17 protein-coding genes are annotated in these 16,618 nt (G+C 60.8%); 7 read left to right on the top strand and 10 right to left on the bottom strand.

The features are described 5' to 3' along the window. Positions 1–3 precede the first annotated feature (3 nt). From FLQ44_RS02710 to FLQ44_RS02680, 7 genes are all read right to left on the bottom strand, one after another. A complete protein-coding gene (locus tag FLQ44_RS02710) occupies positions 4–1,185 on the bottom strand; it encodes an O-succinylhomoserine sulfhydrylase (protein ID WP_147692940.1) in 1,182 nt (393 codons plus the stop codon). A gap of 87 nt (positions 1,186–1,272) precedes the next feature. Next, entirely contained in the window at positions 1,273–2,823 is a 1,551-nt protein-coding gene (gene purF / locus FLQ44_RS02705) for an amidophosphoribosyltransferase (protein ID WP_147692939.1), read from the bottom strand. 74 nt (positions 2,824–2,897) lie between these two features. Further along, positions 2,898–3,383, bottom strand: a complete 486-nt coding sequence (locus tag FLQ44_RS02700) for a CvpA family protein (RefSeq protein WP_147692938.1) — start codon at positions 3,381–3,383, stop codon at positions 2,898–2,900. Beyond that, positions 3,380–4,246, bottom strand: a complete 867-nt coding sequence (locus FLQ44_RS02695) for an SPOR domain-containing protein (protein ID WP_276607823.1) — start codon at positions 4,244–4,246, stop codon at positions 3,380–3,382. Before FLQ44_RS02695 ends, FLQ44_RS02700 begins: the two co-directional genes overlap by 4 nt. Positions 4,247–4,255: 9 nt before the next feature. Further along, a complete protein-coding gene (gene folC / locus FLQ44_RS02690; RefSeq protein WP_147692936.1) occupies positions 4,256–5,545 on the bottom strand; it encodes a bifunctional tetrahydrofolate synthase/dihydrofolate synthase in 1,290 nt (429 codons plus the stop codon). A 3-nt stretch (positions 5,546–5,548) separates the two neighbouring features. Further along, positions 5,549–5,983, bottom strand: a complete 435-nt coding sequence (locus tag FLQ44_RS02685; RefSeq protein WP_147692935.1) for a protein YgfX — start codon at positions 5,981–5,983, stop codon at positions 5,549–5,551. Positions 5,984–5,996: 13 nt separating this feature from the next. Further along, positions 5,997–6,353, bottom strand: coding sequence for a hypothetical protein (locus tag FLQ44_RS02680; RefSeq protein WP_147692934.1), 357 nt, complete (start codon positions 6,351–6,353; stop codon positions 5,997–5,999). 146 nt (positions 6,354–6,499) lie between these two features. On the opposite strand from FLQ44_RS02680, the gene FLQ44_RS02675 reads away from it, so the two are divergent. The 7 genes from FLQ44_RS02675 (at position 6,500) to FLQ44_RS02645 (ending at position 13,458) form a co-directional block, all read left to right on the top strand. After that, positions 6,500–8,419, top strand: coding sequence for an ATP-binding cassette domain-containing protein (locus tag FLQ44_RS02675; RefSeq protein WP_147692933.1), 1,920 nt, complete (start codon positions 6,500–6,502; stop codon positions 8,417–8,419). Next, positions 8,416–8,961: a C40 family peptidase gene (locus FLQ44_RS02670; protein WP_240801166.1), complete on the top strand. Its 546-nt coding sequence runs from the start codon at positions 8,416–8,418 to the stop codon at positions 8,959–8,961. The genes FLQ44_RS02675 and FLQ44_RS02670 overlap by 4 nt, the downstream gene beginning before the upstream one ends. Position 8,962: 1 nt before the next feature. After that, entirely contained in the window at positions 8,963–9,532 is a 570-nt protein-coding gene (locus FLQ44_RS02665) for a hypothetical protein (RefSeq protein WP_147692932.1), read from the top strand. Between the two features lie 132 nt (positions 9,533–9,664). Then, complete coding sequence (locus FLQ44_RS02660; RefSeq protein WP_147692931.1) at positions 9,665–10,216, top strand: TRAP transporter small permease subunit; 552 nt, start codon at positions 9,665–9,667, stop codon at positions 10,214–10,216. After that, positions 10,213–11,706 carry a TRAP transporter large permease gene (locus tag FLQ44_RS02655; RefSeq protein WP_147692930.1) on the top strand — a complete coding sequence of 498 codons (1,494 nt, stop codon included), beginning with the start codon at positions 10,213–10,215 and terminating at the stop codon, positions 11,704–11,706. The genes FLQ44_RS02660 and FLQ44_RS02655 overlap by 4 nt, the downstream gene beginning before the upstream one ends. A gap of 138 nt (positions 11,707–11,844) precedes the next feature. Then, complete coding sequence (locus FLQ44_RS02650) at positions 11,845–12,933, top strand: TRAP transporter substrate-binding protein (RefSeq protein ID WP_147692929.1); 1,089 nt, start codon at positions 11,845–11,847, stop codon at positions 12,931–12,933. 252 nt (positions 12,934–13,185) lie between these two features. After that, positions 13,186–13,458 (top strand): hypothetical protein, encoded by a 273-nt coding sequence (locus tag FLQ44_RS02645; RefSeq protein ID WP_147692928.1) that lies wholly within the window; start codon positions 13,186–13,188, stop codon positions 13,456–13,458. Here FLQ44_RS02645 and FLQ44_RS02640 read toward each other — a convergent pair. The 3 genes from FLQ44_RS02640 to argE form a co-directional block, all read right to left on the bottom strand. Next, positions 13,455–13,823 carry a cupin domain-containing protein gene (locus FLQ44_RS02640; protein WP_147692927.1) on the bottom strand — a complete coding sequence of 123 codons (369 nt, stop codon included), beginning with the start codon at positions 13,821–13,823 and terminating at the stop codon, positions 13,455–13,457. The genes FLQ44_RS02645 and FLQ44_RS02640 overlap by 4 nt on opposite strands. 74 nt (positions 13,824–13,897) lie before the next feature. Beyond that, a complete protein-coding gene (locus FLQ44_RS02635) occupies positions 13,898–15,286 on the bottom strand; it encodes a sodium-dependent transporter (protein ID WP_147692926.1) in 1,389 nt (462 codons plus the stop codon). 127 nt (positions 15,287–15,413) lie between these two features. After that, positions 15,414–16,586, bottom strand: coding sequence for an acetylornithine deacetylase (gene argE, locus FLQ44_RS02630; RefSeq protein ID WP_147692925.1), 1,173 nt, complete (start codon positions 16,584–16,586; stop codon positions 15,414–15,416). Positions 16,587–16,618 lie beyond the last annotated feature (32 nt).

Raw genomic sequence — 16,618 nt, 5'->3', positions numbered from 1 at the left:
TCTTTACAGACCGCGCAGCAAATCCGCTTTCAGGTCTTCTATGTGCTCCAGCCCTACCGCCACGCGCAGCAAACCCTCGGTGATACCCGCTTCAGCGCGGGCCTGTGGGGTAATACGTGCATGGGTAGTGGATGCCGGGTGCGTCAGCGTGGTTTTCACGTCGCCCAGGTTGGCCGTGCGGGAGATCAGCCGGATGGCATCAACCACTTTCCAGGCTGCTTCGCGCCCGCCTTTTACCTGGAACGACAGTACCGCCCCGCCGCTTTTCTGCTGGCGCTGCGCCAGTTCGTACTGCGGATGGTCTGGCAAACCGGGGTAAAACACTTTTTCCACAGCAGGTTGCTGCTGCAGCCACTGCGCCAGCGCCAGCGCATTGGCAGAGTGCTTTTCCATACGCAGATGCAGCGTTTCCAGGCCGGATAGCAGCACCCAGGCATTGAACGGCGCCAGCGACGGGCCAGCGGTACGAACATGCAGGTACACCTGCTCCACCAGCTTGTCGCTCCCCACCACCGCGCCACCCATTACGCGGCCGTGGCCGTCCAGGTATTTGGTGGCCGAATGCACCACCAGGTCGGCACCCAGCTTGATAGGCTGTTGCAGGGCTGGCGAGCAGAAGCAGTTATCCACCACCAGCAAGGCCCCTGCTTCGTGTGCAATAGCCGCCACGGCGGCAATGTCTGCCAGGTCGGTGAGCGGGTTCGATGGTGTTTCCAGGAAAAACACCTTGGTACTCGGCTTGATGGCCGCGCGCCAGGCGTCCAGATTGGCCGCATCGACATAGCTGGTTTCCACGCCGAACTTGGCCAGCACACCATTGAACAGATTAATGGTGGAGCCAAACAGGCTGCGCGAGGACACAATGTGGTCACCGCTTTTCAGCAGGGTCAGCATGGTGGCCTGGATGGCCGCCATACCGGTAGAGGTGGCGACAGCACGCTCGGCACCTTCCATCGCGGCCAGGCGCTGCTGGAACGCCGCTACGGTAGGGTTGGTAAAGCGGGAGTAGGTAAAGCCGTCGATTTCGCCCAGAAACATGGCGGCAGCCTGGGCGGCGCTATCGAAGGTAAAGCTGGAAGTAAGCTGCAGGCTCTGGCTATGCTCGCGATACTCGCTGGTTTCGCGGCCAGCACGAATGGCCAGGGTTTCCGGGTGCAGGCTCAGACAAGGGTCGTCACTGGACATGTTGGGTCTCGACACGGGCGATTGAATACAAGGCCTAACGATAACAAGGGTTGGCCGCAGCGGCCAACCCTTGTCGTTATAAGCACATTACATCAGGTTTTGCTCAGCCACATTCAGGTTGAGGTCTACCATCTGACTGCCCGCATCTTCGCCGTCTTTCGCTTCTTTGCCAGCAGATTTGCCTTTGCCGCGTGCCGCCTCGATCGCATCCAGGTACGCTTCGTTGATGTCGCCGGTAATGTAGCAGCCGCTAAAGCACGAAGCTTCAAACACGTTCAGCTCGCGATTCAGGCTGTGCACAGCTTGTTCCAGCGCCTCCAGATCCTGATAGATCACGGCATCAGCGCCAATTTCGGCCGCAATTTGCGTGTCGTTGCGGCCAGTAGCCAGCAGCTCGGCGCGGGTTGGCATATCGATACCGTAAACGTTCGGGAAACGCACGGCAGGGGCGGCCGAGGCAAAGAACACCTTTTTGGCACCGGAATCACGCGCCATCTGCACGATTTCTTTGGAGGTGGTACCGCGCACGATGGAGTCATCCACCAGCAGCACATTGCGGCCGGCAAACTCCATCGGCACCGGGTTCAGCTTCTGGCGTACCGATTTTTTACGCACCGCCTGGCCCGGCATGATGAAGGTGCGGCCAATGTAACGGTTCTTGATGAAGCCTTCGCGGTACGGCAGGCCCAGTGCATTGGCCAGCTGCAGCGCGCTTTGACGGCTGGAATCGGGAATCGGGATTACCACGTCGATGGCCATGTCCGGGTACTGGCGGCGGATTTTCTCGGCCAGCATCTCGCCCATCACCAGGCGGGACTGGTACACCGATACGCCGTCGATCACCGAATCCGGGCGCGCAAAGTACACGTACTCGAACAGGCAAGGTGCCAGCTGGGTTTTCTCGGCGCACACCTTGGCCTGCATCTCGCCGTCGAAACGTACGTAGACACACTCGCCTGGCAGCACGTCGCGCAGCACTTTAAAACCGGAGCAATCCAGCGCCACGGACTCGGAGGCAAACATGTACTCGGTACGGTTGTCCACTTCGTTGCAGCCCATGATCAACGGGCGGATACCATGCGGGTCGCGGAATGCTACCAGGCCGTAGCCGGCAATCATGGCTACCACGGCATAAGCACCTTTCACGCGGCGGTGTACCGCCTCTACCGCGCCAAACACGGCGTCAGCAGTCAGCGAGGCACCTTCCACACGGGCGGCGATCTCGTGCGCAAACACGTTCAGCAGCACTTCCGAATCGGAATTGGTGTTGATGTGGCGCAGGTCATTGCGGTACATGTCCGACTTCAGCTCGTCGGTATTGGTGAGGTTGCCGTTGTGTGCCAGCACAATGCCGAACGGCGAGTTCACGTAAAACGGCTGCGCTTCGGCCAGGCAAGATGCCGAACCGGCGGTGGGGTAGCGCACGTGGCCGATACCGGCGTTGCCCTGCAAGGAGCGCATATTGCGGGTACGGAATACATCCCGCACCAAACCGCTGCCTTTGTGCATGTGAAAGGTCTTGCCGCTGGCCGTAACAATACCGGCTGCGTCCTGACCACGGTGCTGCAACAACTGCAAACCGTCATACAACAGCTGGTTTACGGGTGTCTGACCTACCACCCCAAGAATTCCACACATAGTTAATCCCCAGACTACACGAGTAAAAACAAGGGGTGACGATGCCAACGCATCGCCACCCCTCTATTGCAAAGCTATGAAAAATTCATTTTCTGTGCCAAGGCATCCGGCAGCCAAGGCTTGGCTGCCACCGCCACGGCCTGAAATGGTGACACCAGCAAGGCATCTTGCCAGGCGGGTGACTGCGGCAGGTTACTGAGCCCACCCAGAATCATCACCACCGTCACCAGCAGCATGCCGCGTATCAAACCGAATACCGCGCCAAAAAAACGGTTTACCCCGCCCAGACCCACTGCGTCCAGCATCACGGTCAGCGATGCCCGCAACACGCCTGCCAGCAACCACACCCCCACCAGCAACAGCAGGAAAGCCGCTACCAGGCGCAGGCCATCGCCAGGCAAGGGGATAAAGTCAGCCACCATGGGCGACAGGCTGCGCGCCGCCCAGAAGGCGATTAACCATGAAAACAGCGACAGCACCTCGGCCGCCAGCCCGCGAAACAGTGACAACATGATAGAGCCGGCAATCAGCGCCAGAATCAGGTAGTCCAGCCAGGTCATTCCGCCCCCACCACAATGCCGGTTACGCCGGCCTTGCTCAGGCGGCGCATGGCGGCGTCGGCCTCTTCACGCGATTTGAACGGCCCCACGCGCACGCGGGTTACTTCGCCCTTGCTGGTTTGCACCTTGCTGAAACGGGCGCTTACCCCTGCTGCGGCCAACCTGCTGCGCAAAGCATCGACCTTTTCCGGGTCGGATAAGGCAGCAAGCTGGATACTGAACTTCTTGCCACCCTCGGCCTTGGCGGGCGCGGCTTCGGCGGCGGATTCTTTGGCCGGTTTTGCCGGTTCGGCATGCGCTGCCTCACGCCCTTCCAGGATAGCCATCGGGTCGGCCGCTTTTTTCTCGGCGACGGGCTTGGGCTTGTTGTCCTTGGCGGGCTCTTTGGGCGCAGGCTTAGGTTCGGCCTTGGGCTTGGTCTGTGGTTTAGGCTCGGGCGGCGCTTCAGGCTTGGGCACAGGTTTGGGCTCGGGCTTGATAGCCGGTGCCGCCTGTGTTGGTGCAGCGGGGGCGGCTATCGGCACAGGCTCCGCCACGGGCGGTTTGGCCAGCACAACAGGCGGGCGAGCCGCCGGCAGCGAGGCCGCCTCCGGCTCTTCTGGCGGCAGCGTGGCCAGCAAATCCGTCACGGGCTGCGAGGCCGCCACCGGGGGCACCGGGGGCGCTACCACTGCCGCAGGCTGCGAGGCAGCCTGCAAGCCGGTGATGTCTACCGCCTCCGGCTTCATGGCCTGCTCTGGCAAGGCGTCCACCACATTCCACAGTACCGCTGTAGACAAGCTCACCATCACGACAGCGCCCACCAGGCGGCGGCGCGCTCGTTTGCGCAGCAACAGCAGTTCGTCATGGGTGGAAAGTGCCATCAGGTGTCCTTATGATGCGCGGTGAAGGCGATGTTCCATCACCTCGGCCACGGTGTGGAAAGAGCCGAATACCACGATTCTATCATTCTCGCCGGCCTGAGATAAGGCTGCGTCCCAAGCCAAGGGTATCGTTTGGTAACGGCTGACGCCCTTTACCCCCAGGCTTTCCAGCTCGCTGGCCATGTCTTCTGCCGTGCGGCCGCGCGGCATGTCCAGCCCGCCCACCAGCCACACGTCGAACTCGTCTTTCAGCAAGCCCACCACCGCAGCCATGTCTTTATCGGCCAGCATGGAGAACACGGCGATGCGTTTGCTGGCAAAGGCCATGCGCTTGAGGCTATCGGCCAGCGCACGTGCCGCATGCGGGTTGTGGCCCACATCAAGAATGGTAAGCGGGCGGCCCGGCAATACCTGGAAGCGCCCCGGCCAATCTACCTCCAGCAGCCCGCGCTTGATGGCGCCGATGCCTACCGGCAGCCAGGTTTTTACCGCCTCGAGTGCCGCCAGTGCCGCCGCGGCATTCACCATCTGGTATTCGCCACGCAGGGCCGGGATAGGCAGCGCGTGCTTGTGCACATCGCCCATATGGAACGACCACTGGTTGTCCATGCGCGTAATGCCGAAGTCGCGCCCTACCAGCTTGAGGTCCGCCCCCAGCTGTGCAGCATGGTCCAGCAGGCTTTGCGGCGGGTTAGGGTCGGCGCAGATGGCCACTTTGCCAGCGCGGAAAATGCCGGCCTTTTCGAAACCCACCAGCTCGCGCGTGTCGCCCAGGTAGGCTTGGTGGTCCAGGTCCACACTCACCACCACCGACACCGCCGGCTCGAAAATATTCACGGCGTCCAGGCGGCCGCCCAGCCCTACTTCCAGCACGGCCACGTCAACGCCTTCTGCCATAAAGGTATGCATGGCGGCCAGGGTGCCGAACTCGAAATAGCTTAGCGAGGTGTCGCCACGGGCGTCGTTGATGGCCGCAAAGCTATCCACAATGCGCTGGTCGCTCACCGGCTGCATATCGATGGCAATGCGCTCGTTGTAGCGGATGATGTGCGGCGAGGTATACGTGCCCACCTTGAAGCCGCCACGACTCAGCATGGTAGACAGCATGGCGCACACCGAGCCCTTGCCGTTGGTGCCGCCCACGATAATGACGGGAAAGCCCGGCTGTAGGCCCATGGCATCCCGCACGGCGGCCACGCGGGCCAGGCCCATATCGATTGCCGTTACGTGCAGGCCTTCCTGATACTGCAGCCAGTCTTGCAGGCTGCTGTCGCGATGTGGTGGGGTGTTCGTACTCATTCTCTAATTTTCTTCTGCAAGGTTGGCCGCTGCCGTGCGGCACCACTGCACGTAGACACGCAGCGCCCGGTGCGTCTGGGCCGGCACGGCGTCGCGCCACACCAGCAGGGTCAGGTCTTTTTTATCGGCCGTGCGGCCACGCAGCACCACCAGCCAGGGCAGCGCCACACTGGCGGGCAACACCGCCACCCGCAGCAGCTGCAGATGGCAGGCGCCGCGGGCGTCTACGGTAAAACTGCCCGCGCGCCCTGCCATACCGCTACTGCGCAGCAAGGACACGCTAGCCAGGCCACCGCACAGCAGCAGCACCAACTGCGATTGCGTATCCAGTACGCTGGCCGCAGCCAGCAAAGCCAGCCACATCAGCAATAGCACCCCGCAAGCCAGCCGGCTGGTCGCCAGGTTGGCCGCAAAAGGCGGGATGGCTGTCTGATGCACGGCGGGCTACCAATCAGGCGGGGTCAACCGGCGAGTTGATGATGTCGGCGTCCACGGTATCCAGCAGCGTGGAGTGAATCTCGACATCAAACCATTCCCAGAAGGTTTTCAGCGAGCGGTCTTGCGGCCACAGCGACTCGTCTTCGTACCACGATGCCAGCTCCAGGCGGAATAGCTGCTCGAAAATCTCGTCGATGTGAGCTACTGCCTCTTCCGGCTCGTCGAACTCCGGCAGCAGGATCACGGTACTGTCTGCGCGCAGTGTATCCAGCGTCAGCTCGATCATGTCGTTGTCCGGCACGGCGTTGAGCCACGTCAGAAACGGGGCTTTGGGTTTGATTACGGCTACCGATCGGTCAACAAAATACATGGCGAATCCTTTCACAGATACCCGCCGGCAGGCAGGCTTCGAGTTGGCGCGCATTGTAGCAGCCACAGGGCGGCAGGCGAAGGGCAAACACGCGCTCATGCTACAATCGCCGCCATTGCAATTGCCCCGTACACCCACAATACATTATGGCCCTGATTACCGTAGATAACGCTTGCCTTGCCTTCGGGCACCATGCCCTGCTGGACAAAGTGGACTTTTCGCTGGAAAGCGGCGAGGTCGTCGGCCTGATCGGCCGCAATGGCGCCGGCAAATCCTCTTTACTGAAAGCCATCGCCGGCTCGGTAAAGCTGGACGATGGCCGCATCATCCAGCAAAGCGATATCAAGGTAGCCTACGTACCGCAAGAGCCAGTATTTACCGACGGGCACACCGTCTTCGAAGCCGTTGCCGAAGGCCTGGGCGCGCTTAAAGCCCTGCTGACCGACTACCACCACCTGACACAGCAGCTGGCCGACCCTGCGGCCAACCATGAAGCCGTGCTGGCGCGCATGACCGATATCCAGCACGCACTGGAAGCGCACGACGGCTGGCAGTTCGACGCCCTGATCAGCACCACCCTGTCCCACCTGGGCCTGAATGCAGACACCCTGGTCAGCGAGCTGTCCGGCGGCTGGAAAAAACGCGTTGCCCTGGCGCGCGCACTGGCGTCCCGCCCCGACGTACTGCTGCTGGACGAACCCACCAACCACCTGGATATGAGCGCCATCGAGTGGCTGGAAGGCCTGATCAAGAACTTTGCCGGCAGCGTGCTGCTAATCACCCACGACCGCCGCTTCCTGGACAATATCGCCACCCGCATCATCGAGCTGGACCGCGGCCTGCTGCGCAGCTACCCCGGCAGCTTTGGTGCCTACCAGATCCGCAAAGCCGAAGAACTGGCTGTAGAAGAAGAACAAAACCGCATCTTCGATAAATTCCACGCTCAGGAAGAAGTGTGGATCCGTAAAGGCGTAGAAGCACGCCGCACCCGCAACGAAGGCCGCGTGCGCCGCCTGGAAGAAATCCGCCGCCAGCGCGCCGCCCGCCGCGAGCGCGTAGGCCAGGTCAACTTCCAGCTGGACGCCGGCGAGCGCTCCGGCAAGCTGGTGGCCGAGCTGGAACACGTCAGCAAAGGCTTTGAAGGCCGCACGCTGATCAAGAACTTTACCAGCCGCATTCTGCGCGGCGACAAAATCGGCCTGATCGGCCCCAACGGCGCCGGCAAAACTACCCTGCTGAAACTGATTCTGGGCGAGCTGGAAGCCGACAGCGGCAGCATCAAGCGCGGCAGCAAGCTGGAAGTGGCCTACTTTGACCAGTTCCGCACCCAGCTGGACGAAGAAACCAGCGTGGCCGACATCATCAGCCAGGGTAACGACTTTGTGGAAATCTGCGGCCAGAAAAAGCACGTGATGAGCTACCTGGAAGACTTCCTGTTCTCGCCACAGCGTGCGCGCAGCCCGGTGCGCTCGCTATCCGGTGGCGAGCGCAACCGCCTGCTGCTGGCGCGGCTGTTTACCCGCCCGGCCAACGTACTGGTGCTGGACGAACCCACCAACGACCTGGACATCGACACCCTGGAGCTGCTGGAAGAGCTGATCGAGCAATACAACGGCACCGTCTTTGTGGTCAGCCACGATCGCGCCTTTCTCGATAACGTTGTCACTCAAGTGATTGCATTTGAAGGCGAAGGCCGGCTGGAAGAATACCCTGGCGGCTACCAGGACTGGGTAGACACCAAAGCCCGCATGGCAGCCATGAAGCAGGAAGCCCCGGCGCGCAAAGACAACCATGCGGCCAACGTTGACGCCAAGCCGGAACGCGACCGCAGCGCCCGCACGCAGAAACTCAGCTTTAACGAAAAGCGCGAGCTGGAGCGCCTGCCGCAAGAGATCGCCGACCTGGAAAGCGAACAAGCCCAGCTGAACGAGAAACTGCTGGACCCTAACGCCTACCGCAGCGCCCCGCTGGAAGCACGCGGCTGGCAAGCGCGCATCGAAGAAATCGACCTGCTGCTACTGGAAAAACTGGAGCGCTGGGAAGCACTGGAGGCAAAACAGGCATGACGAAACGCACCACCCTCGCGCAGCTGGCCAGCCGCCAAGGGCTGGTGCTATGGGCCACGGCGCTGGCACTGGCGGGCTGCGCCAGCGCCCCGCCTGCGCCGAAAAAGCCGGCCACCAAACCCGCCAGCCGCCCCGGCATTAGCCTGGCGGGCTTGCAAGCCGAAGGCGCTGGCCGCGAAATCCTGATGTACAGCCTGAGCCTGCTGGATATCGATTACAAATTTGGCGGCAGCAACCCGGAAGCCGGGCTGGACTGCAGCGGCATGGTGGCCTACATCTACCAGAACGCCGCCAAGGTAAAACTGCCGCACAACGCTGCGCAGATCGCCAGCCTGGCCCGCCCCATCGACAATAGCCGCATGCGCGTGGGCGACCTGGTGTTCTTCAACACGCTGGGCAAACCGTTTTCGCACATGGGTATCTATATAGGTGACGGCAAATTCGTGCATGCGCCGCGCAGCAATAGCGTGATTCGCGTCGACCGCCTGGACAACAGCTACTTCGCCGCCCGCTACGAGGGTGCGCGCACCCTGTTCGACTAAGATGGACACGTCACGCTGGCACCGTTGGCAAACCCTGCGCCCGCGCCTGCACCGCGACGGCATCAGCCTGCCCGCCGCGCTCCTGCTCAAACAGCTGAAAAGCTGGCTGGACAATGACGAGCTCACCCTGGAAGACCTGCTACTGGACGAACACGGTGCGGTTTTCTGGCTACACCTGCACCACCCCGCCGCCACCATCCTGCAGCTACACTGCCAGCCCGAGCCCGCCACACCAGCCGACGACAGCCTGCGCCTGCGCTACCACCTGCAAGCCGACGACATGCAGCCCGGCCTGCGTGGCCACCTGCTGGGCAAGGCTGCCAGCCTGGCGGCCAATAGCGGCATGGCCACACGCCTGCTGCAAAGGTTGGCCGCACCCCTGCCCTGGCTGGCCATAGACCAACAACACCTCACCCTGCACTGGCGCGACATACCCGCCGTACAGCGCTGGCTGCACGCCACCGTACTGGGCCACCAGCCACTGCAAGGCTGGCGCATCGCGGCCATGCACACCCGCCACGACAGCCTGCGCCTGCAGCTGACACGCAGCCAGCCCGGCAACCAAGGGTAATCCCCTACCCGCATGTACTTTGCAAGTATCACGCCCTGTGTTTCTATAGCAGCAACCGAAAACGGTAGCAGCCTTGGAGAAGGCTGATAAAAAGCAGCTACAGCTGTAAAAACACTACACAGGAGAAAACCAGTGCATTCACTGCTTGCCTTGTCGCGTCTGATCGACGCGATCAACGCACGCGTGGGCCGGGCTGCGTCATGGCTCGTGCTTGTCGTCGTGCTCATCAGCGCCGGAAACGCTGTCGTGCGCAAAGCGTTCGATATCAGTTCCAACGCCTTCCTTGAAATCCAGTGGTATCTGTTCTCGGCTGTGTTCCTGCTGGCCGCGGCGTACACCCTGCAAAAGAACGAACACATCCGCATCGACCTGCTGGCCAGCAAGCTGTCCAAACGTGGCCAGGCCATCATCGACATCATCGGCACCCTGCTGTTCCTGTCGCCGGTCTGCGTGATCATCATCATGTACGGCTGGCCCATGTTCATGGACGCCTGGGTAAGCGGTGAAATGTCGTCCGACGCTGGCGGCCTGATTCGCTGGCCGGTGTTCCTGCTGATTCCGGTGGGGTTCTCGCTACTGCTGGCGCAGGGCCTGTCCGAAGTCATCAAGCGCGTGGCTTTCCTGCAAGGCCTGGCTGCCGACCCTTCCGAAAAAAACACTGACGTTCACAAGGAGCCGGTATGAGCCTCGACATGCTAGCCCCCATCATGTTCTGTTCGCTGATCGCCTTTTTGCTGATCGGCTATCCGGTAGCCTTTGCCCTGGGTGCCGTCGGCCTGCTGTTCAGCTGGATCGGCATCCACTTTGAACTGCTGCGCCCCGAGCTGCTGCAAGCCCTGCCCAACCAGGTATACGACATCATGCGTAACGATACGCTGCTGGCGATACCGTTCTTTACCTTCATGGGCTTGATACTGGAACGTTCCGGCATGGCAGAAGACATGCTGGATACCATCGGCCAACTGTTTGGCTCGGTGCGCGGCGGCCTGGCCTACGCGGTGATCTTTGTCGGCGCCCTGCTGGCCGCCACCACCGGCGTAGTGGCCGCATCGGTGATTTCGATGGGCCTGATCTCGCTGCCCATCATGCTGCGCTACGGCTACGACACGCGTATTGCTACCGGCGTCATCGCCGCATCCGGCACCCTGGCACAGATCATCCCGCCATCGCTGGTGCTGATTGTGCTGGCCGACCAGCTGGGTACTTCGGTAGGCGATATGTACGCTGGCGCCATGGCACCCGGCCTGCTGCTGTGCCTGTTCTACGCCATGTTCGTCTTCATGATCACAGTGTTCAAGCCACAGTGGGCCCCCGCCCTGCCACCCGAGGCGCGCACCCTGCGCGGCGCACAGCTGGCCAAGCGCGTAGTACTGGTGATGATTCCGCCACTGCTGCTGATCTTCCTGGTACTGGGTACCATCTTCCTGGGTATTGCCACGCCAACCGAAGGCGGCGCCATGGGCGCAGTGGGTGCCATCATCCTGGCGCTGATGAACAAACGCCTCGACATTAAGCTGCTGCAACAAGCCATGGACTCCACCGTGAAGCTGTCCACCTTCGTGGTGTTCATCCTGATCGGCGCCCGCGTGTTCCGCATTGCCTTCCTGGGTGTAAACGGCGACCAGTGGGTAGAGCACCTGCTGACCGGCCTGCCCGGCGGCGCCACCGGCTTCCTGATTGTTGTGAACATCATGGTGTTCTTCCTGGCGTTCTTCCTGGACTTCTTCGAGATCGCCTTCATCCTGGTGCCGTTGCTGGCGCCGGTAGCGCAAAGCCTGGACATCAACCTGATCTGGTTCGGCGTGATTCTGGCCGTGAACATGCAAACCTCGTTCTTGCACCCGCCATTCGGCTTCGCCCTGTTCTACCTGCGCAGCGTGGCACCGAAAGAAGTGAAGAGCACGCAGATCTACTGGGGCGCCGTACCGTACGTGTTGATGCAAATCATCATGGTGGGCCTGTTGATTGCCTTCCCCAAGCTGGTGACCGGCTCGCTGCATGACGAGGTAAAAACCAACGCCGAAGACGCCGCCGCCATCATGCAACAGATGGATAACGCCCCGTCCGCCGAGCTGCCAGCAGAGATTCCGGCAGCCGATGCATCGGGCAGTGAAGCCTCTGCACCGGATAGCAGCCAGTCCGACGACCTGCTCAAAGAGCTGACAGGCAAATAAACCACACAAAACGAGGCGGCAGATGTCATGCCGCCTCTATCGAAACAAGCTGCTGGACATCGCATCCAGCAACAAATAGATTTTCAGGCAAACCACAAAGCCTGAGAGCACAGCAGTAAACAACACAAGGAGATCACTGTGGAAAGACGCTCGTTTCTGAAAAAAGCCGGTGCAGCCGGCCTAGCTACCGCAGCGGTGGCCGCCCCGGCCCTCGCCAATGACGGCCCCACCGTACGCTGGCGCCTGGCATCCAGCTTCCCGAAAAGCCTGGATACCATTTATGGCGCAGCAGAGCAGCTGGGCAAGCGCGTTGCCGAGCTGACCGGCGGCAAGTTCCAGATCCGCTCCTTCCCGGGCGGCGAGATCGTACCGGGCACCCAGGTACTGGACGCCGTACAGAACGGCACCGTGGAATGCGGCCACACCGCCAGCTACTACTACGTGGGCAAGAACAAGGCGTTTGCGTTTGATACCTCGCTGCCGTTCGGCCTGACCTCGCGCCAGCAAAATGCCTGGCTGTACTATGGTGGTGGCATGGCGCTGATGCGCGAGTTCTTTGCCAAGTACAACGTGGTGAACTTCCCAGGCGGCAACACCGGCACCCAGATGGGCGGCTGGTTCCGCAAGGAAGTGAAAACCCTGGCCGACCTGAAAGGCCTGAAAATGCGTATTCCGGGCTTTGGCGGCGAGATCATGGCGGCCCTGGGCGCGGTACCACAAACGCTGGCCGGTGGCGACATCTACCCGGCGCTGGAAAAAGGCACCATCGACGCTACCGAATGGGTAGGCCCGTACGATGACGAGAAGCTGGGCTTCTACAAAGTCGCCAAGCACTACTACTACCCTGGCTTCTGGGAACCGGGCCCGAACCTGTCTTTCTATGTTTCCAAGAAAGAATGGGACAAGCTGCCACCCGCGTACAAGGCTGCGTTTGAAGTGGCCGCCGCCGAGGCCAACATCAGCATGCAGGCCGAGTACGACGCCAAAAACCCGGTAGCACTGGTTAGCCTGCTGCAAAAAGGCACCAAACTGCACCAGTACCCGGCCGACATCATGAAAGCCGCGCAGAAAGCCGCCTTCGCGCTGTACGAAAAAGAAGCCACCACCAACCCGGATTTCAAGAAAATCTATACCGAGTGGAAGAAGTTCCGCACCTTGCAGCACGGCTGGTTCAACCTGGCCGAAAACAAGATGGAAAACTTCATGTATGCCAACAAAGTGAAGTAAGCCTTACAACAAAAGCCGCGCAGTGCGCGGCTTTTGAGATGGATAACAAACCCTGTTCGCAATGCAAACAGGGTTTGTTTTGTACACAGGAAGGCTGCCGATTCAAGTACTTATTTGGCGCGGCCCGGCTTTGCCGGGACCGCTACAAGCTAGACTGGCACTTTGGCAGCAGCCTGAAAAGCCGCGCTCAGCGCGGCTTTTTTCGTTTGCCCTATACTGAATGGCATACTCGGGCAAACAAAGGAGCAACCCATGCGCAAGCTTATCCTGGTTTTATGGCCATCGTTCTTGACCGCACTGCTGGCCACCACCTGCTTTTTCTCGGTATTCGACCCCTACGAGCTGGCACTGCATGGCAAGCAGCTTTTCCGCGACGAGCTCAGCGCTTACTCGGTTTTCTTTCTGCTAGCGTGGTTTTTTGGCGGGCTCAATGGCTTGATATTGCTACAGCTGAACAAACCCGCCAGAGACATCAACGGCTTTGACACCCCGCCCGTGGACCCGGACGCCTACCAGCGCGACTAAACCACAGGCGCCGCCGCCGTTACGATCACGTAGTACTTGCTTACCGGCGCCAGCACGCGAAACTCGCCGCGAAAGCCCGCCGGAATCACCGCCGCCTCACCCGGGCCGAATGTCTCGGCGTGCCCTGCTTCGTCGGTCAGGCACACCTGGCCGCTGATCACGGCAAAAAATTCGTGCTTGTTATCGGCAAAAGCAATACGCCAGGCACCGGTTTCGCACGACCAGATACCGGCAGCACACACGCCATCTGCCGTGTCATAGGCCGGCCAGGTATGCCGCAGCGGGTTACCCGCCACCAGGCGCTGCGGGTTGGGCCGGTCTTGTTGCGGCACGATATTGTGCTGGCTGATACGAACAATCTTCATGACTTCCCCCGGAATAAACAAAAAGGTTGGCCGCACGCTGCGGCCAACCTTGCTTCACTGACAACCCACCTGCGTTACAGCAAGCCCAAACCCTTGAGCATCACCAGCAAGATCAGCAGCGGGGTCACAAATTTCAGCAACACATACAAACCTGCCACCACCTTGCTATTGGCCAGACGGCCTTCGTTACTCAGCGCGGCAGCCATATTGCCCTTGCCCCACACCCAGGACACAAACAGGCAGATGAAAATACCGCCCAGCGGCATCAGGATATACGACGAGATATAGTCAAACAGGTCGAAGAAGGTCATGCCGAACGGTTTCACATCGGCCAGCAGGCTGTTGGACAGCGCGCAGGTCGCACCAATCAGCGCCAACAACAGCAGGTTGATCAGCGTGGCTTTCTTGCGCGACACACCCAGGCGGCCCGCCATCACCGATACCGGCACCTCTAGAATGGACAGCATGGCACCGGTAGCGGCCACCGCTGCCAGCACAAAGAACAGCACCATGAACAGGTGGCCCATGGGCATGCTGGCAAACACCGCTGGAATGGTGATAAACAGCAGCGACGGGCCCGCCTCCGGCTTGAAGCCGAAGCTGAACACCGCCGGGAAGATGGCAATACCCGCCAGCATGGACACAAACAGGTCAGCACTCATCACGCGCAGCGTGGTGGTGGGAATGTTTTGGTCATCACGGAAATAGCTGCCATAAGTCATCATGGTGCCCATACCGATAGACAGCTTGAAGAACGCCAGCCCCATGGCCACCAGTACCACCTCGCCGGTGATCTTGCTCCAGTCCGGGGTAAACAGGAACGACAAGCCATCCATGGCGCCCGGCAGCATCAGGCTACGCGCACAAATCACCAGCAGCAGCAAGAACAGCACCGGCATCAGCTTTTTGGTGACCGCCTCGATACCTTTGGCTACGCCCATCAGCAAAATGCCGCCAATCATCAGCAGCACGGCCCACTGCCACAGCAGCGACTGCACCGGGTCGCTAATCAGTGCGCCAAACGCTGCCGACGTCACCGCCGGGTCGCTGGACAGGATATCGCCACGCAGCGCCTTGAAGACGTAGGCAAATACCCAGGCGGCCACTTCGGAATAAAACGACATGATCAGAAAAGCCGCGATCACCCCAAAGCCACCAATCAGCCACCACGGCTGGCCGGCGGGGGCCAGGGTACGCAAGGTGGTCACCGCATCGGCCTTGGCCTTACGGCCCAGCATGATTTCGGCAATCATCACCGGCAGACCTACTAGTAGCGTAGCCAGTACATACACCACCAGAAAGCTGGCACCACCGTTAGCGCCGGTAACGTAGGGAAACTTCCAGATATTGCCCAGCCCCACGGCTGAGCCCAGCGTTGCGGCCAACACGCCAAAACTGGAGGTAAAGGCGTCCCGGCTATTGCCCGCAGTCTGTTGTGCTGCGGGTCTTGTTTCGTTTTTCATATGCGGTCCAACGTCAAAACCAATAACAAACCCGCCCTGCTTGTGACAGGGCGGGTACTCGGCCCCTTATTCGGGAGCCGCGATTCTGAGGCTGGACGCGTCGGGCGTAAAGTAGTTTACCGCCGCTTTATGCCTGTTTCAGGCGCACAAACAGCTGATCCAGCCAGGCATCGCAGGCCGCCAGCTGCGCCTGGCTAACAAACTCATCCGGGCGGTGAGCCTGCTCGATAGACCCTGGCCCGCATACCACGCAAGGGATGCCGGCCTCGTGAAAACGGCCGGCCTCGGTGGTGTACGCCACAGCATCGTGGCTGCAGCCCTGGCATAAGGCCTCCACATGGCGGGTAATTTCGCTACCCGGCGTGTATTCGAATGGCGGGCAATTCACCAGGGCTTCAAACTGGATATCCGCCTCTGGCGCCACCTGCTGCATCTCGGCCAGCAAGACCTGGGCGTAATCTTTGACGGATGCCACAAAGCGCTCATGCTGATCACCCGGCAACCAGCGCATCTCGAACACAAACTCGCAGTCCTTGGGCACGATGTTGGCCGCATTGCCACCTTTTATCAGCCCGGTTTGCAGCGTGGCAAATGGCACATCGTATAGCGGGTGACGGCTACCGAATGACTGCTCGGTATCGGCCAGTTTGCGGATATGCGTCACCAGCCGTGCCGCGTACTCGATTGCATTCACCCCCTGCGGCGTTAGCGAAGAATGCGCTGCACGGCCACGCACGTGTACGCGGTAGTGAGCGATGCCCTTGTGCGCAATCACCGGGCGCATCATGGTAGGTTCCCCGATAATGCAACCCGCCACCGGCACTTGGCGGGCAGCAAGATCATCAATGAGCCGCCCCACCCCCAGGCAGCCGACCTCTTCATCATACGACAGCGCAATACCCAGGCTGCGCGTCATGCACCCGCCCGCCTGCAGCTGCTGCCAGCGCGGTACGGCGGCCAGCACGCAGGCAATAAAACCCTTCATGTCCGCGCTGCCCCGGCCATATACCTGGCCATCGCGAACTGTCATCTCGAAAGGCGGAAAGTGCCATTGCTGGCCATCTACCGGCACCACGTCGGTATGCCCCGACAGCACCACGGCAGGCAGCGCCGGGTCGCCCAGATGCGCAAACAGGTTAGCCTTGGTTTTTTCATCATTAAATGTGAGCGTACTGGCCACGCCATACTGCTCAAGCCAGCTCGCCACCCACTGGATCAGTGCCAGGTTAGAGTCGCGGCTGGTGGTATCAAAGGATAACAATCGGGACAGGATCGCTTCGGTATGGGGCAGACAGGTCATGGCGGGCGCCTTTCAACAGGTGGTGTGCTATG

This window comes from Vogesella mureinivorans, assembly GCF_007644035.1.
GTDB lineage: Bacteria > Pseudomonadota > Gammaproteobacteria > Burkholderiales > Chromobacteriaceae > Vogesella > Vogesella mureinivorans.
This window is presented reverse-complemented; position numbering and strand designations above follow the sequence as displayed.